Source organism: Enhygromyxa salina, assembly GCF_002994615.1.
Classification (GTDB): Bacteria; Myxococcota_A; Polyangia; order Nannocystales; family Nannocystaceae; genus Plesiocystis; species Plesiocystis salina_A.
In genome coordinates, this window is sequence record NZ_PVNK01000207.1 from 81,354 (window position 1) to 106,623 (window position 25,270).

The following is a 25,270-nucleotide window of genomic DNA, read 5'->3' on the forward strand; positions in this document are numbered from 1 at the left end:
GTGCCACCCTCCGGCCATGCACCGCCTCATCACGGGGCTCGGCTTGTGCCTAGCGATCGTCGCCTGTGAGGCGCGGACACCCGAGCCCAAGGTCGAGCAGCCGGCCGAGCAGAGCCCGCCCGCAGCCCGCAGCCCGCAGCCCGCGGGCGCGAGCGCAGCCGAGCCCGCCGTTGACGACGAGCTCCCGCAGGTCGCGGGGATCCACTACCTCGAGCTCGTGACCGCGGGCGCCGACCCCGAGGCCGAGCTGCCGATGATCGTCGCGCTCCACGGCCTCGGCGACACCCCGGAGGGCTTCCGTGGCCTGCTCGCGGGCTTTGATCGTCCGGTCCGCGTCATCTTGCCCCGCGCCCTCGACCCCCACGAGCCGGGCTGGTCGTGGTTTCCGCTGCGCGCGGCCGACGAGGACATCGAGCAGCTCGCACAGGGCATCGCCGACGCCGCCCGCCGCCTCGCCCCCGCGATCGCGCGGCTCAGCGTGGATCGCCCAACCACTGGCAAGCCGATCGTCGTCGGCTTCTCCCAAGGTGGGATGCTGAGCTTCACCCTCGCCGTTCACCACCCCGAGCTGTTCTCGGCCGCGTTCCCCGTCGGCGGCTGGCTGCCCGAGCCGCTGTGGCCCTCGGCCAAGGTCGACGCGGGGGCGGCCCCGCCGATCGTCGCGTTTCATGGCGACGCCGACAGGGCCGTGCGCTACGAGCCGACCAAGGCGGCCGTCGAGCAGCTCGAGCAGGCCGGCTACCGGGTCGAGCTCCGAACCTACGAGGGGGTCGGCCACGCGATCCCCCAACCGATGCACGCGGACCTGATGAGCGCCCTGCGGGCCGCCCTCGACCGCAGCGAGTGAAGCGACCATGGCCAAGCTCAAGACCTACCCCGGATTGTCCAGCTCCGACTTCATGCACCCCTGGGACGTCAAGGCCACGGCCGCGCTCAAGGCCGTGCCCGGCTTCGACAAGCTGATCGCCAAGGTCATGGAGTACAGCTTCGAGCGGGTCTACTACCTGCAAAACGTCGCCGACAACGTGCGCGTGACCGACAAGATGTTCCCCAAGCTCAACCGCTACCTCGAGTGGGGCTGCAAGATCCTCGGCGTCGCCAAGCCCGAGTTCTACGTCTCGCTCGACCCGGCCTACAACGCGTACACCTACGGCCACACCAAGCCCTTCATCGTCATGACCTCGGCGCTGCTCAACCTCCTCGACGAGCAAGAGAAGATGTTCGTGATCTGCCACGAGCTCGGCCACATCAAGTGCGAGCACGTGCTCTACACCCTCGTCGCCGAGAACCTCGCCGTGCTGATCGAGATCTTCGGCAAGATGACCCTCGGGCTCGGCTCGCTCCTCGGGGCCGGGCTCGCGCTGCCGCTGCTCGACTGGTACCGCAAGGCCGAGCTCTCGGCCGACCGCGCCGCGCTCTTGGCCGTGCAAGATCCCAACGTCGCGATGCGGACCTTCATGAAGCTGGCCGGCGGCGCCGAGACCCTACTCGCCGACATGGACCAGGCCGAGTTCCTCCGCCAGATCCGCGCCTACGAAGACCGCGACGCCTCGAGCCTCGACCGCGCCTACAAGCTGCTGATCACGATCATGCGCACCCACCCCTTCCCGATCATGCGCGCCAAGCACCTCGACAGGTGGATCGGCGACGGGGGCTACACCAAGGTCAGCGGGCTCGCGGCCGCGCAGATGCGGGTCTGAGCCCAATGGGCGACCTCGGGCTGCTGCCGGGGTACCCTCTCAGGCGGTGCCTGATCCGGCCAAGGGCGAGCTGCGCCAGCGGGGCCTGCGTGGGCTGCTGCTCGCGTGCGTGTTCATGCTGGCGTGGCTGCTGCCCGGCGCCACGGCCCACGCCAACCCGGATCTAAAATTCCGCACGATCACGACCGAGCACTTCGTGATCCACTATCACGTCGGCGAGGAGGAGGTCGCCGACCGGGCGGCGATGCTGGCCGAGCGCGCCTACGAGCGCCTGACCCTCGGCCTCGCCCACGCGCCCTCGCTCCGGACCCACATCGTCATCACCGACACGACCGACTCGAGCAACGGCTTCGCCAACGCGGTGCCCTATCCGCGCATCCGCCTGTTCGCCGCCGCGCCCGGCTCGATGTCGGTCCTCGGCAGCTACGACGACTGGCTCGACATCCTCGTGACCCACGAGTTCGTCCACGTCGTCCACATCGACACGGTCCACGGCGTCACCCGCCTGCTCAACGCGATCCTCGGCTTCGGCACGGCCGGCAAGGTCCTCGGCCCCAACATCGTCCAGCCGCGCTGGATCATCGAGGGCCTCGCGACGATGTACGAGTCGGACCTCGGCGCCCAGGGCCGGTACCGCTCGGCGCTGTTCAACATGTTCATGCGCATGGCCGTGCTCGAGGGCCGCTTCCAGCGCGTCGATCAGATCAACTCCGACGCTCGCGTGTTCCCCTACGGGTCGAGCGTGTACCTCTACGGCCTCCACATCATGCACTACATCGGCATGCACTACGGCAAGGACAAGCTCGCCGAGCTCAGCCATGTCTACGGCAGCCGCCTGGTCCCGTGGGGCATCAACCGCGCGCTCAAGGACGTGATCGGCGTCGACTTCGATCAGGTCTACGAGGAGTTCCAGACCGATCTCGAGCACCGCTTCTTCGCCGAGGCCCGCCAGATCCGCGCCCGCGGGCTCCGCCAGGGTCGACGCCTGACCTTCACGGTCAGCGCGGGGGCGTCGGGCGCTCACACCCGCTATCCGGTCTGGGCCCCGGACGATCGCCACATCTACTTCTTCGACGACACCGGGCACAAGCAGTCGGGCATTCGCCGGATCTCGGCCGAGGGCTCGCGGATCCGCGAGGGCATGGGCATGGGCAACCAGGGCCAGAGCCCCGACATCGAGCGGGTGATCGACATCGAGGACAACGGTCGGCCGAGCTTCATCGGGCCCAACGAAGACCAGATCGTATTCGACATGGTCGGGATCCACGACCTGCGCTACCGCTGGAGTGACCTGTACCGCTGGAAGGGCCCGGACCGCCGCGGCCGCGAGCAGCTGACCTTTGGCCTGCGCGCGCGCAGCCCCGACGTCTCGCCCGACGGCCGCCGGGTCGCCTTCGTACGCAACGACACCGGTCAGACCCGGATCGGCCTGCTCGCGCTCGACACCCTCGAGGTCGAGGAGCTCGCGCCCCTCGACAACTGGCAGCAGGTCTACGATCCCGACTGGCACCCCGACGGGACCAAGATCGCCTACTCGGCCTGGCGCGACGGCGGGCTCCGCGACATCTACGTCTACGACCTCGAGACCGAGACCCACGAGCGCATCACCGCCGACCGGGCCCAGGACAACTCGCCCGAGTGGAGCCCCGACGGGCGCTGGCTGCTGTTCTCGAGCGACCGCAGCGGCGTCTACAACATCCACGCCTACGACACCCAGACCAAGAAGGTCTGGCAGGTCAGCAACGTGCTCGGCGGCGCCTTCGAGCCCGGCATCAACCACGCGGGCGACGAGATCGCCTACGTCGGCTACTCGAGCACGGGCTACGACGTGTGGAAGATGGACTTCGATCCCGAGGCCTTCCTCGAGCCGATGCCCGCGATCCCGGCCTGGCCGAGCGTCGACGACCCGACGCCCGAGCGCAGCGCCGACGCCGGCCGCAAGCCGAGCCTCGACTCCAAGCCCTACCGCTTCTACCGGACCTTCTACCCGCGCACGCTGCTGCCCGCGGCCTTCGAATTCGAGTTTGGCAGCTTGTTCTCGAGCCTCGGGCTCACGCTCGCGGTCGAGGACGTCATCGGCTTTCACTCGCTCGTCGGCAGCTTCGAGTGGCTGACCGAGGTCAACCGCCCGAGCGGCTCGGTGTTCTATCGGATCTCGCGCCTGTTCCCGACCTTCAGCTTTGGCTTTGGTCGCGACTATCGCCTGCGCACGGACTTCGATCGCTACGTCTACGATCCGCCCGCCGACAGCCTCGGCTTTGGCCCCGACCAGCCCTACCAGATCGGGGGCTACCTCGAGCAGATCACCGCGATCGAGGCCGAGATGGACCTCCCGGTCTTGCGCCTCGCTCGCCACACCGCCGACCTCGACCTCAGCTACAGCCTCACCAACTACAAGAACCTCGACGAATTCGACGATCTCGTCGACCCCAACGCGCCGGCCTCCAACCTGCCTTCGGTCGGCAACGTGGCCTCGCTCAACCTCGGGTTCACCTACGACACCCGCGAGGGCGTGCGCTACGCGTGGGGGTCGGAGACCGGTCGGCGGCTGCGGACCCAGGTCACGATCAGCGACCAGCGACTCGGCAGCGACTACGGCGACGTGCGCGTGAGCGGCAGCTACGCCGAGTATCTGCGCATGCCGTGGCCCGGTCACCAGATCCTGGCCTTGCGTCTGTCGGGCGGGGCTTCGGCCGGGGGCCTGCGCGGGCGCGGGCCCTTTCGTCTCGGTGGGCTCAGCGAAGAGCAAGACGTGATCCGGACCGTCATCGCCCGGACGGCGCTCGCCGAAGGCACGACCTTGCGCGGCTACAACCCGAGCGAATTTTCGGGTCTGTACTACGGCCTGTTCAACGCCGAGTACCGCATCCCGCTGCTCGACATCGATCGTGGCGTCGGCAGCGTGCCGGGCTTGTTCGAGCGGATCGTCGGGGTCGTGTTCACGGACTGGGGCATGGCGTGGACCGATCCGATTAAATTTCGGGACCTGGCCGGGAGCATCGGGGCGACGCTGATCACGAGCCTCAAGCTCGGCTACGGCGAGCGGGTCGCGCTATTTTTTCAGTACGCCCACGGCCTCGATCCGGACGTTGGGATCGACTATTTTCGCGTGTTCGTCGGGCGGGGGTTCTGAGTAGCTCGGGTTCCTGCGGCCCCGCTGCGCACAGCCCTGCTCACGGCCCGTCCGGCCGACGCGCTGCCAACGATCACCGTCGGCTATCGCCACGCGCCCGAGACCCTCACCGGCCTCACGCGCTACTGTCGGACGCTGCGCGAGCACGCCGCGCGCAGCACCGTGTTCGCCGACGTCGCCACGCTCATCGAGGTCCTGGTCGCCGAAGGCCTGAGCTGCCAGACCAAGCTCGCGACCAAGGCCGGGGTCACGCGCTCGGGTCAGTACATCGGCTCGTTCGAGTTCTACCGCGAGCTCCGGCGCACCCGCTACGCTCAGATCCCCGATCACAGCGCTGGGGTGCTGGATACGGACGTGTTCGTGGCGATCGATGAGATCCTCCACGAGGTCCTGCACCTGCTCTACCTGGCCAACCGCCTGCGCGCGGGGATCGTGGCCCGGCACCCGTCGAGTTCGACTCCTACCCCGAGCTCCCGGCTGGGCTACGCCTGCCGCAGCGGCGCGCACACTCGTAGAGCGGCGCAGCTCCTCAGCTGGGCACAGGCAGCTCGTGGAAGGCCGCGCGGCACTTGGCCACGAACCCCGCGCGGCGACACACGCCGGCCGAGGTCGACTCGTCGGCCCAGACCACGGCGTGCTCGATGCCGAGCGCGCGCAAGACCCCGAGCCGATGATCGACTAGCGCCTGGTACAAGCCCTGGCGCCGGTGCTCGCGCATGATCGCGGCGCCCTGGAAGTAGCCGAGGCCCGGCAGCAGGCACAGGTTCGCGGTTCCGATCAGCGCGTCGTCGCGGTAGAGCAGCCACGCGCGCAAGCTCCCGTCGCCGTGCACGATCGCGCGGGTCATGAACGCCTCGCACTCGGCTCGAAAGCTCGGGCCCCGCTCCCACGCCCGGGCGTTGATGTTGGCGAAGGTCGAGCAGTCTTCGGCCCCGACCGCGCGGAGCTCGACGCCCGCGGGCAGGCTCCGGACACGCGCGGGCACGGGTACGTGCATGTGCATGCCGAGCGCGGTCGCGAGCAGGGGGATACCGCCGCGCTCGAGCCTCGCCGACAGATCGTTTGGGGAGCTGCTCGGCCCGACGATCCAGCGCATCCCCGCGTCGCGCGAATCGTGCTCGCGTCTGACCTCGGCGATGCGCGCGTCAGCCGTCTCGGGCGTGAGCCGGGCGAGGAACACCCCGTTGCGGTTGGGGTGGGGCAGCGAGGGCGTGGTCAGCTGGACCCAGTCCGGGCGGTCGATCAGCACCGCGTCGGCCGTCGGCGCCAGCGCGTCAACGAGCACGCGCTCCAGCTCGACTGCGCCCATCTCGACCATGCCCCTGTCCTAGCAGGCGTCGTCGCGCGCCGCAACACGACTTCGCTAGCAGCCCGGGGTGCTAGCAGCCCGGGCTGCTAGGGGATCCGGTCGGCGCCGGCGAAGTCGGTCGCGCCGTCGATAGCTGGCCGCGGCTCGTCGTCGATGTCGACGGCGGGATCGCTCGCGGCCCAGGTCGCGCCGGTCTCGACCACGCTCGGATAGGCCTCGGGCACGAGGTGATAGTCGCCGCCCTCGAAATCGACGAACCAGCCCGACAAATCATCGAACACGACCCCGTGCTCAGCCTCGCTGAATGAGTCGACGACGCTGAGCTTGGGGCAGTCGATCTCGGGCTCGTCGCTGTACGACACGATCAAGCTGTTGCGAATGATCGACCCGGCCCCGTCGGCGCACGCGACCGCCCGCGCGGTCTCGCCGAACCCCGCCCCGACGGTGCTGAACAGGACCGAGATCTGGCCATCGAGCACGTCGATGATGCGCCGATTCTGCGGCCCGCCGACGAAGCTGTTCTCGACGACCAGGACGCCGCCGCCATCGACCGTGACGCCACCGTCGGCGTTGTTCGAGATCTTGGATCGCTCGACCCACGCGCGGCCGCCGTTGATCGCCAGGCCCTCGGCGTTCGGCGTGCCCGAGATCCGAAGTCCGCGGGCGAAGAGCAGGCCCGCGGGCGAGACGGTCACGGGCGCGGCGGCGGCGAGGCCCTGGAGCACGGGCTCTTCGCCAGGCGCCGCGAACATGGCGATCGCGCCATTGATGAGCAGGGCCTCCTGGTAGGCGGCCTCGCCGTCTCGCGCGTGGATGAGGATCAGCGGCTGCTCGGGCGCGTTGAGCAGCGCGTCCCCGATCGCGCAGTAGGGCGCCCCCTCGGTCCCGTCGGCGGCCTCGCACTCGGAGTTGTCGCCGTCGACGTGGAGCACCGCCGCCGGATCGAGGCAGCGTCCGGTCGCATAGTTACACGCGCTGTCCGGGCACTCGCGGTGGTCGCTGCACCCGACGCAGGCGTGGAGCTTGGCGTCGCAGATCGGCGTGGCGTCGACGCACGCGGCGGCCTTGTCTTGGGTGCAGGCCACACACGCGTCGAGGTCGACGAGGCACACGGGCAGGGCGGGGTCCTGCTCGGCGCACGCGCTGTCGGGGTCGGCGGCGTCGCTACAGCTGATGCACAGACCGGTGTCGAGCTCACAGATCGGCGCGCCCGGGTCCGAGCAGTCGGCCGGATCGGTGCATGGTGAGTCTGTGTCGCCCTCGCCGTGGCCCTCGGCCATGCCCCCGGCCATGCCCTCGTCGCTCAGGCACGAGTCGTCGTCGGTCACGTTGTCGTTGTCGCCGCAGGGGTAGTAGCAGTCGTCCGCTGGCCGCTGCGCGACGCAGCCAAAGTAGCCTTCGGACGACGCGTCGCAGGCGGCCCGGGTGCAAAAAGGCCGCTCCTCGCCGAAGCGATCGGCGCAGGTCTGATCGCCGTTTGCGTAGCGACAGTGCGACCTGTCGGGCTCGGTGGTGACCACGCAGGCGGCGGCCACGAGGCCCAGGGTGAAGCCGAAGCTGGCGATGAAAACATGCTTGGACATGATGCGGTCCTCGAGTGGGAGGCATGGGGGCTAGACCTAAATCAGGCGCTAATTTGAACAAGCTAAATGGTTTGGGTTGAGCGAAGGTGGCTCCGCCGCGAGGGGCCCTTTTGAAAGGTCCCTTGAAGACGAGAAGCTCTGAGTCGAGCGCGCAGCGCTTCGTTCAGGATCAGAACCTGGCCGCGACGGCCAGGCCGGCGCCGTGGGTGCCGAACACCGGGTAGAAGTTGGCGGGTCCCGCCCGCCGTTTTTTTCGGGTCCTGGTGCTCTGATCCCAGTCAAACGCGAGCAAGACAGCGCCCGTGATGAACGCCGTGGCTCCAACAGCGATGAGGGCGTTGCCAGCAGCGCGGTGATCGATGAGGACTCGTCGCTCGCGGCCGCCGCCTTGCACGACCACGCCACGGGAGAGCTCGACGCCTCCCCATACGAGCGTGGCGACCCCGAGCGCGACCGCGACCGAGCCGCCAACGTCGAGGCCCGAGCTCGGTTTTGGCGCCGGCCCTTCAACGTCGATGTCGGCGCCGATCGGCCCGGCGGACTCGACCTCGGCTGCCGGCGCGAGCTTTGGCTCGATGGTCGGTGGCGCGGCGAGGCAGGGCAGCGGGAGCAAAAGCGCGCCGCACATGCAGCAGCCCGGCATTGAGATTGTTCGCGGCTTGATCATGTCGACTCCTCGCCCTCCGATAACGCCGGGGCGGCCCAGCCAATCGCGCAGGTGCAGCCTCGGGCCGAACTCGCATTGCCGGTCCGAGGAGTTGCGTGGGCAGGTTAACCCCACAATTTGCGAGTGCCGCACGACAATCATGCGTGGCGGCGAGTGTCGAACGAAGGATGAATGTTGGGGCGGCGACGCGCCCGGCGCCTCAAACTCGAGCGCGCTGGATACAGCTTCGCGGCGCGGGGTAGCGACGCCGCGTGGCGACGATCTGGATGCGCGAGAATCCGCAAGCGCGCAGCGCCGAGCGGCGGGGGTGGAGCTTCAACATTGGCCAGGGTCGCGGCCCGAGTTGGCGAGCTCGGCGAGGGCCTCGTCGCTCAGGCGAAAGCTTCGCCACTGCGACATCTTGGTCGCGCCGAGGCCCTCGTAGAAGTCGATCGCCGGGGTGTTCCAGTCGAGCACGGACCACTCCATCCGCGCGCAGCCACGGGCGCGAGCGAGGCGGGCGAGCGCGGCCAGGAGCGCGCGGCCGTGACCGCGCCCGCGGTGCTCGGGGGACACGTAGAGGTCTTCGAGGTACAGGCCCGGGCGCCCGCGCCAGGTCGAGTAGTTGTGGAAGAAGAGCGCGAAGCCCCGGGCGAGGTGGGCGTCGCCGACGGGCTCTTCGACGAGCAGGCACTCGAAGGGCGGAGGGTCTTGCCCGAGCTGTGCGCGGAGCTCGGCCGGGGTGACCTCGACGACGTCGGGCTCGCGCTCGTAGACCGCGAGCTCGCAGATGAAGCGGTGCAGCGTCGACGCGTCGTCGGGCTTGGCGAATCGGATTCGAGCGGTCACGGGGCCGTGAGCATAGCTGCATGACGGAGGCGGTGCTGCGGTGCGCGAGCGCGACCCAACTCGCTCAGCAGACCCCGTCGTGGCCGTGGCCGGAGCCCGACGGCCACGGTGCAGCCTCATCAACGAGGTGCCCGCCCCGAAACCAGGAACGACTACGGCATGCGGCGCCCGGCTCGGGCTGAAGCTGTGATTGAGGCTGTGAGCGCCGAGCCGACAGTGCGAGGGGGAGAGGTGCTCGCCGTCAGAGCTTTGTGTTTGACCGCGGCCTCAGGGCTCGGACGGCTTCTCGGCGGGCGACGGCGCGGACTTGCGGAACACCCGCGCGAACCAGCCCTGGACCAGCTCGCGCAGATCGTCAAAGGCCGTGTAGCTGACCGGGACCACGATCAAGGTCAGGATCGTGGCCGTGGTCATGCCCCCAACCAGCGTCTTGCCGAAGGGTCCGTAGGGGATCCCCTCCGCGGGCGCGTCGGCGAAGGCCAGCGGCAACATCCCCCCGACCGTGGTCAGGGCGGTCATGAAGATCGGCCGAAAGCGCTGGACGCCGGCCTCGACGATCGCCTCGGTCCGATCCAGGCCCTGCTCGCGCGCGCCGTTGATGAAGTCGACGAGCACGATCGCGTTGTTGACCACGACCCCGAGCAGGAGCAGCAGCCCGATACCCGCGAGCGGATCGAGGTCGCTGTTGGTCAAATACAAGAACCACCACACGCCCACGAAGCTCAGCGGGATCGCGGGCAGGACCGACAGCGGCAGCACGAAGCTCTCGAACAAGAAGCCCATGATCAAGAAGATGAACACGCAGGCCAGGGCCATCGCCAGGATCAAGTCCGTGGTCGAGTCGTCGATCTTGCGGGCCTCTTGATCCCCGTCGAAGGACACCCCCGGCGGCAGCTCGTAGGCCTTCAAGAAGGCCTGGAGCGCGGCGACCGTGGCCTGGCGGTCGTCGGGCTCGAGCTCGAGCTCGATCAGCGCCGCGACCCGCTTGTTGTTGCGGACCAGCACGGTCTCGCCCTTTTGCACGTCCTTGTTGGTGACCGTGCGGATCGGGACCGCGGTCCCGGCCGCGGTCGGGACCTTGAACTCGAGCAGGTCGTCGAGCTCCTCGCGGTCGGCCTCCTCGTAGCGGATCCACACGTCGATCTCGCGGTCCTCGCCGTGAAAGCGTGGCAGCGGGCTGCCGCGCAGGGCGTAGGCGACGGTGTTGCCGACCATCCCGGCCGAGACCCCGAGCCGCTCGGCCATGACCGGGTCGAGCGAGAGCGCGAGCTCGTCGCGCTGGCTGTCGTCGCGGGCGTTGCCGAGGACCGAGATGACCCCGTCGACCTTCTCGAGCTCGGTCGAGAGCGCGGTCTTGACGTCCTGGACCGTGCGGTGGTCGTCGCCGTAGATGAAGACCGGGAACGAGTTCGTGGCCCCGCCGTCGGACTCGGCGAATTTCGAGCGCTTGGTCCAACCCGGCGGCTCGGGCATCTGCTCGAAGATCTCCTTGCCGGTCTCGCGGTAGGGCGGATCGCCGTCGCGTGGGGGGTTGAAGAAGAACTGCACGCTGGCGAAGCCGGGCTCGACCTGGACGAACTCGCCGTTGACGTTCCAGCTCTCGCGGTTGTCGGCGAACCACCGCTCGAGCTCGCGGAAGAACACGTCGGCCTCTTCGAGGCTCACGTCCTGCGGCATCGTGTAGGTCACCCGGACCTGGCGCCCGCCCATGTTCTGATCGCCCGCGCGGCGGACCCCGGTCTCGGGGTTGGCCGGGACCGCGAGCGAGGCCATGGCCAAGAGCCCGATCAGGACCACGTCGACCCGCCGCCGCAGGCTCAGGCGCAGGAGCTCGCCGTAGAGCAGCCCGAGGCGGCCGAAGGTCTTGTCGTAGAGCCAGGTCAGCTTGGCCTTCCACCAGCGATCGGCGGCCATCAGGCGCCCGCGCAGGGTGCCGGGGTCGGCGTCGGCGAACAGGTCGCGGTCGAGCAAGAACGCGGCCGCCATCGGGATCAGGACCAGCGCGACGAACAAGCTGGCGAGCAGCGACACGCACACGGGCGTGACCATGCGGACCATGAAGAACTGCGTCGAGCCCGAGCTCATCAGCGCGGCCGGCAAGAACACGACCATGGTCGTGGCCGTGGCCAGGGTGATCGGCAGCGCGACCTCGCTGGTCCCGTGGAGCGCCGCGGCGAAGCGCGAGACCCCGCGGCCGCGGTAGCGGGCGATGTTCTCGGCGACCACGACCGAGTTGTCGACGACCAGGCCGATACAGATCATCAGGCCGATCAGCGAGACCAGGTTGATGGTCTGATCCGAGAAGTACATGAAGGGCAGCGACATGAACATCGACAGCGGGATCGCCAGCGCGATGACCACCGTGAGCCGCAGCCGCCGGAGGAAGAACAACAGCACGAACAGGGCCAAGATCCCGCCCTGGAGGCCCGACTCGACGACCTGGCGCAGCCCGGTGACGATCGTGTTGCCCTGAATGAAGATCGGCATGATCTCGAAGGGCGCCAGGGCCGGGTCCTTCATCGCCTCGGCGACCTCGGCCTTGACCCGCTCCGAGACCTCGACGGTGTTGGCCTGCGACTCCTTGATGACGAACAGCGCCATCGACTCGCGGCCGTTGTAGCGGTCGAAGCTCTCTTGCTTGGGGAACTCGTAGATGACGTCGGCGATGTCGTCGAGGCGCAGGTCGTTGGCCCCGACGATGACCTCCCCGAGCTCGTCGAGCGACTGAAACTCGGCCATCGAGCGCAGCAGGTACTTGCCCTCGCTCTCCTCGAGCGTGCCGCTGGCGAGGTTGAAGTGCGCGGCCGACAGGCGCTGGGCGAGCTCGAAGATGTTGAGGTTGGCGGCCTCGGCGAGCTCGCGGTCGACCTCGATCCGGATCTCGCGGTCGGCCTGGCCCCAGGCGTTGACCATGCCCACGCCCTCGATCCGCTCGAGCCGACGCATGAGCCGGCGATCGATGATGTCGCGGGGGTTGTCGAGGCCCTCGGGCCACGACACGCCATAAAAGGCCGTAGCGATGTTCTCGGCCGAGTGCTTCTGGATGTTGATCTGCTTGACGTCGTCGGGCAGGTCGCCGCGGACCCGGGCGATGCGATCGCGGACCTCGCGGTAGGCGACGTCCATGTCGGCGTCTTGATCGAAGACCAGGTTGACGCGCGCGCGGCTCGAGCTCGAGGTCGCGCTGAGCTCGTCGAGCCGCGGCGTGGTCGCGAGCTCGGCCTCGAGCGGGCGGGTGATCTTGTCCTCGACGTCCTGCGCGGTCGCGTTGCTGTAGGGGATCTCGACCGACAAGAAGGGCGCCGCGGCGCCGCTGGGGATCAGCTCGAGCGGGATGTTGATGACCGCGATGACGCCGAGGACCAGCACGCTCGCGAACACCATCAGCATGGTGATCGGTCGGCTCAGCGCGACGCGGACGACGGGGTTCTCGCGCAGGTGATGGGGGGGGCGCTCACCCATCGTTCGGCTCCTCGTCGCCCGGGGCGTCGGGGTCGGCGGCGGACGCGTCGGACGCGTCGGCCGCGGCGCGCTCGGCCAGCTCGACGGCCTCGGGGACGAGCAGCGAGTGGTCGACGGCGGCGATCTCGGCCTGGAGCCGCTCGGCTGGGGTCTGGCCGTCCTCGGCTCCGAGCAGGCGGTCGACGAGCTGGTAGAGCGTCGGGATCACGATCAGCGTCAGCAGGGTCGAGAAGCTCAGGCCGGCGATCACGGTCACGGCCATCGGCTGGCGGATCTCGGCGCCGTCGCCGAGGCCCATGGCCATCGGGATCAGCCCGAGCACGGTCGTCAGCGTGGTCATCAAGATCGGCCGGAGGCGGATCGTCCCGGCCAGCTCGATCGCCTTGGCGGTCTCGTGGCCGCGGGCCTTGAGCTGGTTGATGTAGTCGACGAGGACGATCGCGTTGTTGACGACGATGCCCGCGAGCATGATCGCGCCGAGGAAGGCGATCACCGAGATCGGCATGTCGAGGGCCAGGAGCACGAGCACGACGCCGACGAAGGCCAGGGGGATCGAGACCAGGATGATCAGCGGGTAGACCAGGCTCTCGAACTGCGAGGCCATGATCACGTAGACCAAGAACACCGACAGCCCGAGCGCGAGGTAGAGCGACTTGCTCGAGGTCTCCCACTCCTCGCTCTGACCGGTGACCGCGGTCGTGACCCCGGCCGGGAGCTCGATCTCGGCCAGCGCGGCGTCGATCCGCTCGGCGACGCTGCCGAGCCCGACGCCCTCGATGTTGGCGGTGACGAGGCCGACGCGCTGCTGGCCGATGCGCCGGATCTCGTTCGGGCCGCGCCCGACCTCGATGTCGGCGACGGCCGAGAGCGGGATCGCGGGGGTCTGGAGCCCGAGGTCGCCGGCCGCGATCATCGAGACCGCAGACGCGCCCGGCGGGTTGACGGCGAGGTTGCGCAGCTCGTCGACGCTGGCCGCGTCCATGCCGCTGGCGCGCACGCGGATCGGGATCTTGCGGTCGCGGCGGTTGAACTTGGTCGCCTCCTCGCCCTGGACCTTGGCTCGAACGAGCTCGGCGACCGCCCGGATGTCGAGGTTGAGGCGGGCGAGGGCGTCGCGATCGTAGAGGATCTGGACCTCGGGGTTGCCGGGCTGGATCGAGGCCTTGACGTCGCGCAGGCCCTCGAGGCCCTCGAGGCGCTCGCGCACGGCCTCGGTCGCCGCGGCGAGCTCGTCGAGCTCGTGGCCGCGGATCTCGACCTCGACCGGGGTCTTGAACGAGAACAGGACCGGGCGCGTGATGTTGGTGTCGAGGTCGGGGACGTTGTGGACGAGCTCGCGCACGACCTCGAGCGCCTCGGCCTCGGCCTGCTCGGGCGAGGTCAGCGAGGGCGCGAACGAGCCGGTCTTGGGCTCGCCGTCGAGCTCGGGCTCGGGCTCGGGCGCGGCTCCGGGCTCGGGCTCGGGCGCGGCTCCGGGCGCGGGCTCGGGCGCGGCCCCGAGCTCGCGTTTGGCCGCGGCCTGCTCCTGTCCGCCGCCGGCCAGGAGCGAGATCGAGATCTTCGCGGTGTGCTCGCCCCGCTCGCCCGCGTCGTCGCTGTCGCGCTCGCTGCCGACCGTCGTGACCGAGGCGCGCAGGTGCGGGACCTGCTCGCGCAGGGCCTGCTCGATCGGCTCGACCAGCGCGTCGGTCTCGTCGAGGGGCGTGCCGACCGGGAACACGAGCTCGACCGTGAACTCGCCCTGGTGGACCTCGGGGATCAGCTCGGAGTCGAGGCGCGTGGCCCCGAGCACCATCAGCGCGAACGCGGCCAGCGACAGGGTCACGACCGTGATCGCGTGGCGCAGCGACCAGCGAATGACCAGCCCGTAGACGCGAGCGAGGGCGTCGAGGAGCCTGTCGAAGGCCCACAAGACCGGGCGCGCGGCCTGACCGATCAGCCACAGGGGCGCGCCGACGAGATAGACGACCCCGGTCAGGACCAGGCTCAGGACCGTCGAGATGAGCTTGGCCCCGAGCTCGAGCACGAGGTGCAGGACCAGGCGCAGGAGGTAGTAGGGCAAGAGCAGGACCTGCCACCAGCGAAACTCGGCGATCAGCTCGCGGACCTCGATGACGCTGGTCCACCGCGTCCACCGCTGGCCGAGCTGCTCCTTGAACCCGCGCTGGTTGTCGAGGGCCTTGATCTCGCGCGAGGCCAGCATCGGGATGAAGAACAGCGCCACGGCCAGCGAGGCCAGGAGCGAGAACACGACGGTGAGCCCGAGGTCGCCGAACATCTGCCCGGCGACGCCCTCGACGAAGACCATCGGGAAGAACACCGCGATCGAGGTCAGGGTCGAGGCGACGACCGCCGAGCCGACCTCCGAGACCCCGCGCAGGGTCGCGCGAAACAGCGGGTCGCCCTCTTCGCGGCAGCGGTGGATCGACTCGAGCACGACGATCGAGTTGTCGACCAGCATCCCGACCCCGAGCGCCATGCCGCCGAGCGACATGATGTTGAGGCTGACCCCGGCGAGCTTCAGCGGCGCGAAGGTCACGAGGATCGAGATCGGGATCGAGAGCGCGACGATGATCGTGGACTTGCCCTCGCGGAGGAACAAGAACAGCACCAGGACCGCGAAGATGCCGCCCAAGAACGCGGTGTTGCGGACCTCGCGGATGCTCGACTCGATGAACAGCGAGCGGTCCGAGACGACCCCGAGGCCGACGCCGTACTCGCGCTCGAGCTTGGGCCCGACCCGGGCCTCGATCCGCTCGCGGACCCGCTCGGCCATGTCGACGATGTTGGCGTCGGCCTCCTTGTAGACCTCGATCATCACGGCCTCGCGGCCGTCGATCCGGGTGATGACCTCGCGGTCTTCGTGGCCGTAGTCGACGGCCGCGATGTGGCGCAAGAGCACGTCGCGGCCCTCGCGGCTGGCGACGACGAGGTCGCGGATGTCGTCGAGCTCGTCGAACTCGTTGACCGTGCGGATCAGGTAGCGGGTCCGGCCCTCGCGCATGCTCCCGCCCGCGAGGTTGATGTTCTCGGACTCGAGCCGGGAGATCACGTCCTGGCTCGAGATGCCCGTGCGCCGCAGCGCGTCCTCGTCGAGGGCGACGAGGATCTCTTCTTCGAGGCCGCCGCGGACCTTGACCGAGGCCACGCCGTCGACGGGCTCGAGCAGGCGCCGAACCTCGCGGTCGGCGACCCGGCGCAGCGACTTGAGCCCGGCGATGCCCTCGTAGGCCTCGCCCTCGCCGACGAGGCTCAAGACCAGGACCGGATCGAGGCTCGGGTCGTAGCGGAGGATCAGCGGGGTCTTGATCTCGTCGGGCAGGTTGGGCTTGATCAGGTCGAGCTTCTCGAGCACGTCCTGGTTGGCCTCGGACATCTCGGTGTCCCAGGTGAACTCGAGGATCACGTCGGCGTAGCCGGCCCGCGACACGCTCGAGATCCGCGTGACCCCGGTGACCACGCCCAGGACCTCCTCGAGCGGGCGCGCGACGTCGTTCTCGACCTCGGCCGGGGCCGCGCCCTCGTACTCGGTGCGGACCGTCAGCTTGGGGTAGCTGATGTCCGGCATCAAATTGATCGGCAGCATCCGGGCCGAGAACAGGCCGAAGACCATGACCGCGAAGAACACCATCAAGACCGCGACCGGGCGGGTGACGGTGAAGCGGAAGCGATCCATCGAGCGCAGCCGACGGCGCCAGCCCGAGACGCTCGACTGGGCCTCTCGCAGCTGATCCGGAGAGTCGCGCAGCTCGGCCATCGCGTGCCTCAGCCGGCCTTGGCGACGCCCTCTTTGGTGGCCTTGCCGGGGGTTGCGACGCCAGGGCCCTCGGGCGCGGCCCGGTCGGGCTCGGCGGCGTCGCCGGTCTTGTCGGGGGTGGTCGGCTGGCCCTTGGCGTCGACCTCGAGGATCAGCGCGCCGTCCTTGAGCCCGGCCTGACCGGCGACGATGATCCGCGCGCCAGGCTCGAGCCCGCCCGTGACCTCGACGAAGTCGTCGTCGGCGAGGCCGGTCTCGATCAGGGTCTTCTTGGCCCGGTCGCCCTCGGCGACGAACACGAAGGTCTGCTCCTCTTCGTGGATGAGCGCGGGCTTGGGCACGATCGGCACGTCCTCGTGGACCTCGGTCGTGAGCGTGACCTCGGCGTACATGCCCGGCAAGAACCCGGCCGCGCCGCCCGCGAGGGCGTCGGGCAGGCCGATCGTGACCTTGACGGTGCCGGTCGTGGCGTCGACGACCGGCGCGATGCGGCGGACCTCGCCGATGCCCTGGCGGTTCTTGGCCGCCTTGCCGACGATGTTGGCGGGCTGGCCGACGGCGATCCGGTCGAGCTCTTTTTCGGGCACGTAGACCCGCGCGACCAGGGTCGAGAAGTCGGTGACCTCGAAGATCTGCGCGCCGCTGGTGACGAACCCGCCCTCGGCGACGAAGCGGCGGGTCAAGATGCCCGAGAAGGGGGCCTTGATCACGGTGTTGGACAGATCCCGGCGCCGGTCCTTCTTGTCGAGCTTGGCCTGATCGACGTTGGACTTGGCCTGGTCGTACTCGCTGCGGCTGGCGATGCCCTGGTTGTGGAGCCGCTCGACGCGATCGAGCTCGCGCTGCATGTCGGCGAGGTTGGTCTCGGCTCGCTCGACCCCGAGCGACTGCGCGTCGCGCCGGATCCGGGCGAGGAGCTGACCGCTCTCGACCTCGTCGCCCTCTTCGAGCTCCAAGCTGGTGATGCGACCGGTCGACTCGGCGTGGACCGTGACCTGCAGCTCGGCCTCGATCGTGGAGGCCGCGCGGATCTTGCCTTCGATGGTTCCGTGCTCGACCTTGGCCAGGAGCACGGGCGTCGGCCGCTCTTCGGGCTCCTCCTGCGGGCCGGGTTGTCCGCGGCCCATACCCGGGCCACCCATGCCGCCGTTGCAGCCGGGCAGCGCCAACCCCGTCAGCGCGAGCGCCAGCAGCGAGCGGGTGAGCACAGCTGCTCGGCGGCGCGCGCTCGGACGGTCATTGCCATCCTCGGCGGCGGATTGGGGGTCATACGCGGTCATAACAGGGTCGCCGTGCCACGTAGCACGAAGCGGGAGCGCTGTCCCGGGGCCCGCCCCGGGACGCTCGGGGCGACTCGAGAGTGGAGGATGGACTCGGGTCGGGGCCTCGGGGTTTCGTTGGATATTTGCGCTTGCACACGCCTCAGAAGCGTGACAGCATGCGGTAGCAATGAGGGTTTTATTGAGAAAAGCAGCTCTGTTTGGTGATCTCTCCAGTCTTCTCAAGTAGGCGAAAATACTGCAAGTGCACCAAGCTGCAAGCCCCTCCCGGAACTGACCATGACTCCAGCCCTCGACCTCCGCCCCTCGCCCCGTCCGTGGGTCGCTCTTTTGGCACCCGCGCTCGTGGCCGCTCCGGTCGTGGCCGCCCCGCTCGTGGCGCTGATCCCGGGCACCGCAGACGCCTGCGGTGGGACCTTCTGCGACAACACCAACGTCCCGATGGCCGTCGACCAGCGCGGCGAGGACATCTTGTTCGTGCAAGATGGGCCGGAGATCGAGGTCCACGTCCGCATCCAGTACGAGGGCGAGGCCGAGCACTTCGCGTGGCTCGTACCGCTGCGAGCGATCCCCGACATCAGCGTTGGATCGGACGCGCTGTTCGGCCAGCTTGGCTTCGCGAGCGCGCCCGCGTGGCGAACGAACGAGTCCTATGCGTGCCCCGATGAAGATCCAGGCAGCGGCGGCGGGCTGACTTTCGTGCCCGAAGATGACTTCGCCGGCGCGAGCGAGCCCGACGTCGTCATCGAGGAGACCGTCGGCGCGTTCGAGGTCGTCGTGCTCCAGGGCGGGACCGTGGCCGGGGTCATGCAGTTCCTCGCCGACAACGACTACGAGCAAGACATGGCGGCCGCGCCGATCCTGCAGGAGTACCTCGACGAGGGCTTCTTGTTCGCCGCGGTCAAGCTGACCGCCGCGGCCGAGGTCGCCGACATCCACCCGCTGGTGTTCCGCATGCTCGGCGACGAGCCTTGCGTGCCGCTGCGGCTCACGCGAATCGCGGCCGAGCCCGACATGGGCGTGCGCGCCTACTTTCTCGGCCAGCACCGCTGGGCGCCGCTCAACTACCACCACGTCGAGCTCAACACCCTCGCGTTCCCGTGGAGCGAGATCAACGGAGACAACACGAGCCGGGCGGCCTACACCGAGCAGCTGTCGCTGGCCGTCGACGAGGCTGGGGGGCGCGCGTTTGCGACGGACTACGCGGGCAGCTCGGACATCGTCGGGACCGACGGCGTCTACGAGAACTACTGGGACGAGTCGGCCTTCATCGGCGTCGATCCGATCACCGCGATCGCTCTGATCGACGACCAGAATCTCAACCGTCACCCGCTCATTCAGCCGCTGCTCATGCAGTTCATCCCGCCGCCCGACGGCCTCGACGCCGCGGACTTTTGGAACAGCATCGAGCTCTACGCCGACCAGATCGACCAGGGCGCCTGGGACTCCGAGGCCTTCGCGGCCGCGCTCGCCGAGCGGATCATCGAGCCGGGCCTCCACGCCGTCGACCTGCTCGACGCCTGGCCCTACCTCACCCGTCTCGTCACCACGATCTCACCCGAGGAGATGACCCTCGATCCAATCTTCATCGAGACCCCGGATCTGCCCGAGGTCTCCAATTTCAAGACCGCCGAGGGCCTCAATCTTTGCGGCGAGCAGGGGTCGCGCTACATGGTCCCGTGGGGCGAGAACCCGGTCCCGGTCTGTCTGGGCGAGCAGCAGTATCAGTGGCCGGAGCTGCTCTCGCAGCGGCCGACCCGGCGGATCGAGAAGATCGCGCCGATGGGTCCGCCGCAGGTCATCGAGGATTTCACGGCAGAGATCGTCGACGACTGGACGGCGCATCAGGTCGAGGCCGGCTGTGCGGATCCCGGGGGGGATGAGGGCGGCGACGGTGGTGAAGGTGGTGAAGCCGGGGCCGACGCGGGCGGGGAGGGGGAGGCCGGTGGCGCGAGCCTGAATGGACGCGGCGCCATGGCCGGTTGTGCCTGCCGCGCGAGCGAGGACAGCCCGTTGGGGGTCGCGCTCGGGCTGCTCGGGCTCGCCTTCGTCGGCGGGGCGACGCGCAGGCGCGGGGAACGAAGTTAGCGTTGGGCCGGCTCGGTCGCCGCGTTTTTCCGGGGGGATGAACATGCGGCGGCCGAGCCGGGCCGATGGCGATTGGGTATCATCGGGCTCGAATGAGCTTGCCCCGCCTCGTCTCTGCGACCTCGACGCTCACTCCCTTGATGCTGCTCGCGCTGCTGGCCTCGCCACGCAGCGCCGAGGCCTGCGGCGGGACCTTCTGCGACAACCTCCCGGATCCGATGCCCGTCGACCAGCGCGGCGAGGACATCTTGTTCGTGATGGACGGCTCGACGGTCGAGGTCCACGTGCGGATCCAGTACGAGGGCGACGCCGAGCGCTTCGCGTGGGTGCTGCCGCTGCAGGGCGTCCCCGAGGTCGCGGTTGGATCCGACCCCCTGTTCACGGCCATGAGCAACGCGGCCGCGCCGACGTGGACGACCGTGACCGAGTACGACTGCGAGGAGGACAGCCCCTGGGGCGGTGAGGACGGCGGCGGGCTCTCGCCGCAGTTCGACCTCGGCGGAGATCCCGGGCCCCCCGAGGTCGTGTTCGAGGAGGTCGTCGGCGCGTTCGAGGTCGTGGTCTTGCAAGGCGGCACGGCCGAGGAGGTCGTCGACTTCCTCGACGCCAACAACTACGCCCAAGATCCCGACGCCGAGCCGATCTTGCAGGAGTACCTCGACGAGGGCTTCTTGTTCGCCGCGGTCAAGCTCGCGGCCGGGGCCGCGGTCGACGAGATCCACCCGCTGACCTTCAAGTTCCCCGGCGACGAGCCCTGCGTGCCGATCCGGCTGACGCGGATCGCCGCGCAGGACGACATGGGCATCCGCGCCTACTTCCTGGCCCAAGATCGCTGGGCGCCGAGCAACTACAAGCACGTGGTCCTCAATCCGCTGGCCTACGACTGGCAGCAAAGCGGGCCGGGCAGCTACCTCGAGCTGCTGAGCATGGCCGCCGACGAGGCCGGCGGCCAGGGCTTCGTGACCGAGTACGCCGGGCCCAGCGGTGTCGTGTCGGACGTGAGCATCTATCGGCCGAGCTGGGACGAGACCGCGTTCATTGGCGTCGATCCGATCGCGGCGCTCGACATCATCGGTTCGCAGAATCTCAACATTCACCCGCTGATTCAGTCTTTGCTGCTCGAGTTCATCCCGCCGCCCGAAGGCGTCGACGCCGTCAATTTTTGGAACAATATCGAGGATTTCGCCGATCAGATCGACTTGATGGCCTGGGACGACGCCGCGTTCGCGGCCGCGCTCGTCGAGCGGATCATCGATCCGGGCCTCCACGCGGTCGATCTGCTCGAGACCTGGCCCAAGCTCACTCGGCTCAACACCACGATGTCGCCGAGTGAGATGACCGTCGATCCCACCTTTCACGCGAACGCCGATCTTCCAGATCTGACGAATACGACGATCACCACGACCGAGCAGGTCCTGTGCGGTGGGGATCAGCTCTATCACGTCGACGTGGACGGCGAGGACATGCCCGTGTGCGTGCCCGGGGGCGCGAGCTATCCGGGCTGGGAGGGGATGCCCCATGTGCTGCGGATCGAGCAGATCCCGGAGATGGGGCCGCCGCAGATCGAGACCGACAACAGCGCGGCGATCGGGGCGGCGTTCGCCAGCTATCAGACCGGGGTCGAGTGTCTGGCCGACGAGGGCGGGACCGGCGATGGGGACACGGCTGGGGATGGCGAGGGCGGCAGCGAGCCCGGCGACGACGCTGGCGACGACGGGACGAGCACGGGGGCAGGGTACGAGCTGCCCTACGACGTCAGCTGCGGGTGCTCGACGCGGCGCGGCACGGCGCCAGTCGGCGTCGCGCTGGGGCTGTTGGTGCTCGGGTTGATCGGGCCCTGGCGCCGCCGGGACTGAGCCCGAAGTCCGATCCGACTCGTGCACGGCACTGGGCTCCAAGGGCTGTGTCGTGGCTCCTCAGGGCGATCCTGTCGGTCGCGGGCGCGAGCTCGTGCGCGAACCGTCAGACCGTGCCTGCGGCGTCGAAGCGCTCGAGCAGCCTCGGCGGCGCCGACGAGGTCGCGACTGATGCGACGGAAGTTCTCGTGTGATCCGAGCAGCAGGACATGAGCGGGGCAGTGAGGGGGCGTCGACCCCTGCTCACGGGGAGTCATCCCATCAGGTTGCGTCGCTGTCGGCGGCCGGCAACCCGTCCGGATGGGTGGACGCGCGACGCGGGGCGCCGCTCGTCCGCACGCGAGCGGTGATCGCCTTGGCCACGCGGATGCCGTCGAGCGCGGCCGACATGATCCCGCCAGCGAAGCCCGCTCCCTCGCCGCAGGGATAGAGCCGAGCGAGGCTCGGTGACTGCAGCGTGTCTTTGTCGCGCTCGATCCGATAGGGCGCGCTCGTGCGGCTCTCGACGCCGACGGCCAGGGCTTCGGGCCCGAGGAACTCGGGCATGCTTCGCGCGACCTCGCCCAGCGCGGCCTGGATGGGGGACGCGAGCGGGCCCAGGAGCTCGTCGAGTCGGACCGAGCTGACCCCGCGCGGATAGCTGCAGGGCGGGAGCTCGTTGGTGTGGCGCCCTTCGACGAAGTCGCGCAGACCCTGGGCCGGGCCCACGAACGCGCCGCCGCCCGCCTCGAACGCGGCCCGCTCGTAGTGGCGTTGGAACTCGATGCCGGCCAGGGGATCCGCGTTGGGATCGAGGCCCAGCGCGCGCAGCTGCGGCGCCCCGATCTCGGCCACGAACCCGCTGTTGGCGAAGCGGCCCCGCCGTGACGAGGGGCTCCAGCCGTTGACCACCTGGCCGTCGAGCTCGGTCGCGGCCGGGACGATGTGGCCTCCGGGGCACATGCAAAACGAGAACACCGAGGTCTCGCCGACGCGCTGAACCAGGCGATAGCTGGCCGCGCCCAGGACCGGGTGTCCGGCCCAGCCGCCGTACTGCACGCGATCGATCAGCGGCTGTGGATGCTCGACGCGGACCCCGAGCGCGAAGGGCTTGAAGCGGACTGCGGCGCCTGCGTTGCGGACGAAGCGGACCACGTCGCGGGCCGAGTGCCCGGTCGCGATGACTACGGCCGCCGCGTCGAGGTGCTCGCCCTCGTCGAGCTCGACCCCGGTCACGACGCCATCTTTGGTCCGCAGGCCCGTCGCGCGGGCGCCAAAGCGGACCTGAACTCCAGCGTGCTCGAGCTGCTCGCGCAGGCTTGTCACGACCCCGGGCAGCCGGTTGGTGCCGATGTGGGGCCGCGCGTCGACGAGCAGATCGAGCGGCGCGCCGTGGGCGACGAGCACGCGCAAGACCTCGTCGACGGGTCCGCGCTTGTGGGCGCGCGTGTAGAGCTTGCCGTCGCTGAAGGTCCCGGCTCCGCCTTCGCCGAAGCAGTAGTTGCTCTCGGGGTGGAGCACGCCGCGGGCGCTGAGATCGGCGACGTCGCGGCGTCGCTGGCTCACCGCTTGGCCGCGCTCGATGATGATCGATCGGACCCCCGCGCGGGTCAGGGCCAGGGCGCAGAACAACCCGGCTGGTCCGGCGCCGATGATCACGACCGGCGCCTCGCCGCGCAAGGTGGGCAGGTCCCAGGGTTTGGGCCGCGAGCTCGGCGGTGGCTCGCGCTTCCAGAGCTCGACCTGGGCCCGGATCTTGACCTCGCCACCACGCGCGTCGACGCTGCGCCGACGCACGACCACGTGGCGGACGTCACGCTCGCGCAGCTTGGCCTTGCGCGCGGCGGCCCGACGCAGCCGCGCCTCGTCGGCGAACGCGTCGGGGTCGAGCAGCACGTCGACGGTCCGGGGCACGGGCGGAAGGTAGCAGGAGCTCGTTCCTCCGGCTGGGGGTTGGTCCCCGGGCTGCACGCCAGCCGCAGATCGCTTACAACCGGCCCTCGATGCCGGGCTTTCTCGACCGCGTGCAGGCGCTGCCGACCCTCGGACTCGGGGTCAGCACCGAGTACGGTGCGGGGCGGGCGGACGGCGCGCTGGATCCCGCGGCGCTGCGCCGTGAGCACGTTGACTACGCCGGCTTTCTCGAGGTCGGGGTCGAGATCGTCAAGGGGCTCGACGGCGACGCGCGGGCTTGGGCCGAGCAGGGGTGGGCGACGACCTACCACTTTCTCGACATCAACCTCGACGAGCCCGAGGACTTTGACGACGCGTGGCTCGACGCGGTCCGGGCGACGATCGAACTCCTACGACCGGCGTGGCTGTGCGGCGACGCGGGGCTGTGGCACTTCGGCGCCCGGGATCGCGGTCACATGTTGTTGTTGCCCCCAGTGCTCGAGCCCGAGGCCGTCGCGCCGATGGCTGAGGGGATCGTCAGGCTGCGCGAGGCGACCGGGTGCGAGGTCTTGCCCGAGAACCCGCCCGGGGCCGCGTTTGTCGGTGAGCTGCACCTGCTCGAGTTCTTCGCGCGGGTGGCCGAGGCCGCTGATACGGGGTTGCTGCTCGACTGCGCTCACCTCGCGATGTTTCAGCGCGCTCGGGGGCTCGCGCCGCTCGCCGGGTTCGGGGACTTTGCTTGGGACCGCGTCGTCGAGCTGCACATCGCTGGCGGTCGCGAGCACGAGCGCGACGGGCTCGCGTGGGTTGAGGATGACCATGGCGTCGCGGTGCTGCCGGATACGTGGGCGATCGCCGAAGCTGCGATCGCGCGCGCGAGCAACCTGCGGGCGATCGTCGTCGAGTGTGAGCGCAATTCGATCGCCGAGGTCGTGCCGCTGTTCGAGCGTGCGCGCGCGTTGCTGGCGGGGCGGGAGGAGGCGTGAGCTTGGATCCGCGACGCGTCCAGCAGGGGCTGGTCTGTATGCTCTTCGATCCCAAGTACGCCGCGCGGGTGCGCGGGGCTGAGCCGCTAGCCGAGCTTGGGGGCCGTGAGCGCGAATTGTTGCGGGGCGTCGATCCGCGCGCGCTCGGGACCGACGACATGCGCCGCGCTCGGGCGCTGCGGGTGATCCTCGACGAGTACCCGGTCAGCGCGGCGCTGCTTGGGATCGAGTTTGTCGAGCGCTTCTTCTCGTCGGCTGAGTTTCGTGCTTGCGTGTTTGAGCGTGGGTCGATGGCGCTGGCGTTTGGGGGGCGGTATTTGCGGGATCGGGCGAAGGGCGTCGGCGTGCTGGAGACTGCGATGGCCCGGGCGCGTCGTCGGGGGCGGCCTCGAGTTGCCGGTGTTGGCTGCGCGGTCGGGCTGGTGCCGGTTCGGGTCCCGGACGGGACCCTTGCTTGGTATCAGCGTGCTCGTAGGCGGCTTGGGTCCGAGCCGCTTGCGGCCTTGGCGAAGTTGCGGCGACCTTGGGCGAATAAGCCTCCGCGTCGGGGGCGGGAGCATTTGTTGGTTGAGGTGCAGGGGGATGGGTCGCTGTCGATCGGTACGGCTTCGGAGGGGTTGGTTGGGTTGTTGATCGCGGCGGATCCTCCGCGTGCGCGGGGGGAGCTGTTGGGGGTGGCGATCGAGCTTGGTGCTGAGGTTGGTGAGGCTGAGGAGGTGCTTGATGGGCTGATCGGCGATGGGTTGCTT

16 protein-coding genes are annotated in these 25,270 nt (G+C 69.4%); 7 read left to right on the plus strand and 9 right to left on the minus strand.

Features of this window, described 5'->3' with window-relative positions:
- Positions 1-16: 16 nt before the first annotated feature.
- From ENSA5_RS24330 to ENSA5_RS24340, 3 genes are read left to right on the plus strand one after another with little or no spacing between them, the layout of a single operon-like run.
- Positions 17-847, plus strand: coding sequence for an alpha/beta hydrolase (locus ENSA5_RS24330; RefSeq protein ID WP_181198090.1), 831 nt, complete (start codon positions 17-19; stop codon positions 845-847).
- 7 nt (positions 848-854) lie between these two features.
- A complete protein-coding gene (locus ENSA5_RS24335) occupies positions 855-1,700 on the plus strand; it encodes a M48 family metallopeptidase (protein ID WP_106394085.1) in 846 nt (281 codons plus the stop codon).
- A gap of 46 nt (positions 1,701-1,746) precedes the next feature.
- Positions 1,747-4,833 carry a DPP IV N-terminal domain-containing protein gene (locus ENSA5_RS24340; protein ID WP_106394086.1) on the plus strand — a complete coding sequence of 1,029 codons (3,087 nt, stop codon included), beginning with the start codon at positions 1,747-1,749 and terminating at the stop codon, positions 4,831-4,833.
- Here the strand turns inward: ENSA5_RS24340 and ENSA5_RS36330 are convergent.
- The 8 genes from ENSA5_RS36330 to ENSA5_RS24375 form a co-directional block, all read right to left on the minus strand.
- Positions 4,753-5,277, minus strand: a complete 525-nt coding sequence (locus tag ENSA5_RS36330) for a hypothetical protein (protein ID WP_146156062.1) — start codon at positions 5,275-5,277, stop codon at positions 4,753-4,755. The two genes, ENSA5_RS24340 and ENSA5_RS36330, sit on opposite strands and share 81 nt — an antisense overlap.
- An 85-nt stretch (positions 5,278-5,362) precedes the next feature.
- The gene (locus ENSA5_RS24345; RefSeq protein ID WP_106394087.1) at positions 5,363-6,151 is read right to left on the minus strand and encodes a GNAT family N-acetyltransferase; all 789 of its coding nucleotides are present in this window, start codon (positions 6,149-6,151) and stop codon (positions 5,363-5,365) included.
- 77 nt (positions 6,152-6,228) lie between these two features.
- The gene (locus tag ENSA5_RS24350; protein WP_106394088.1) at positions 6,229-7,725 is read right to left on the minus strand and encodes a hypothetical protein; all 1,497 of its coding nucleotides are present in this window, start codon (positions 7,723-7,725) and stop codon (positions 6,229-6,231) included.
- A gap of 169 nt (positions 7,726-7,894) precedes the next feature.
- Entirely contained in the window at positions 7,895-8,533 is a 639-nt protein-coding gene (locus ENSA5_RS24355) for a hypothetical protein (protein ID WP_146156063.1), read from the minus strand.
- A 174-nt stretch (positions 8,534-8,707) separates the two neighbouring features.
- A complete protein-coding gene (locus ENSA5_RS24360; protein ID WP_258182999.1) occupies positions 8,708-9,220 on the minus strand; it encodes a GNAT family N-acetyltransferase in 513 nt (170 codons plus the stop codon).
- A 267-nt stretch (positions 9,221-9,487) separates the two neighbouring features.
- Positions 9,488-12,682, minus strand: a complete 3,195-nt coding sequence (locus tag ENSA5_RS24365) for an efflux RND transporter permease subunit (RefSeq protein ID WP_106394091.1) — start codon at positions 12,680-12,682, stop codon at positions 9,488-9,490.
- Positions 12,675-16,439: an efflux RND transporter permease subunit gene (locus ENSA5_RS24370; protein ID WP_106394092.1), complete on the minus strand. Its 3,765-nt coding sequence runs from the start codon at positions 16,437-16,439 to the stop codon at positions 12,675-12,677. Before ENSA5_RS24370 ends, ENSA5_RS24365 begins: the two co-directional genes overlap by 8 nt.
- Before the next feature lie 8 nt (positions 16,440-16,447).
- Entirely contained in the window at positions 16,448-17,647 is a 1,200-nt protein-coding gene (locus ENSA5_RS24375; protein WP_181198091.1) for an efflux RND transporter periplasmic adaptor subunit, read from the minus strand.
- Between the two features lie 432 nt (positions 17,648-18,079).
- Between ENSA5_RS24375 and ENSA5_RS24380 the strand changes: the two genes are divergently transcribed.
- Both ENSA5_RS24380 and ENSA5_RS24385 read left to right on the plus strand, forming a co-directional pair.
- On the plus strand, positions 18,080-19,807 hold the full coding sequence (locus ENSA5_RS24380; RefSeq protein WP_258183000.1) for a DUF2330 domain-containing protein: 1,728 nt from the start codon (positions 18,080-18,082) through the stop codon (positions 19,805-19,807).
- Positions 19,808-19,899: 92 nt separating this feature from the next.
- Positions 19,900-21,663 (plus strand): DUF2330 domain-containing protein, encoded by a 1,764-nt coding sequence (locus ENSA5_RS24385; protein ID WP_181198092.1) that lies wholly within the window; start codon positions 19,900-19,902, stop codon positions 21,661-21,663.
- A 261-nt stretch (positions 21,664-21,924) separates the two neighbouring features.
- Here ENSA5_RS24385 and ENSA5_RS24390 read toward each other — a convergent pair whose 3' ends face one another.
- Positions 21,925-23,556 (minus strand): NAD(P)/FAD-dependent oxidoreductase, encoded by a 1,632-nt coding sequence (locus tag ENSA5_RS24390; protein ID WP_181198093.1) that lies wholly within the window; start codon positions 23,554-23,556, stop codon positions 21,925-21,927.
- An 89-nt stretch (positions 23,557-23,645) separates the two neighbouring features.
- On the opposite strand from ENSA5_RS24390, the gene ENSA5_RS24395 reads away from it, so the two are divergent.
- Both ENSA5_RS24395 and ENSA5_RS24400 read left to right on the plus strand, forming a co-directional pair.
- Positions 23,646-24,521, plus strand: coding sequence for a multinuclear nonheme iron-dependent oxidase (locus ENSA5_RS24395; RefSeq protein WP_106394097.1), 876 nt, complete (start codon positions 23,646-23,648; stop codon positions 24,519-24,521).
- Between the two features lie 38 nt (positions 24,522-24,559).
- Positions 24,560-25,270 (plus strand): hypothetical protein (locus ENSA5_RS24400; protein WP_181198094.1); only part of this gene is annotated, 711 nt, incomplete at its 3' end.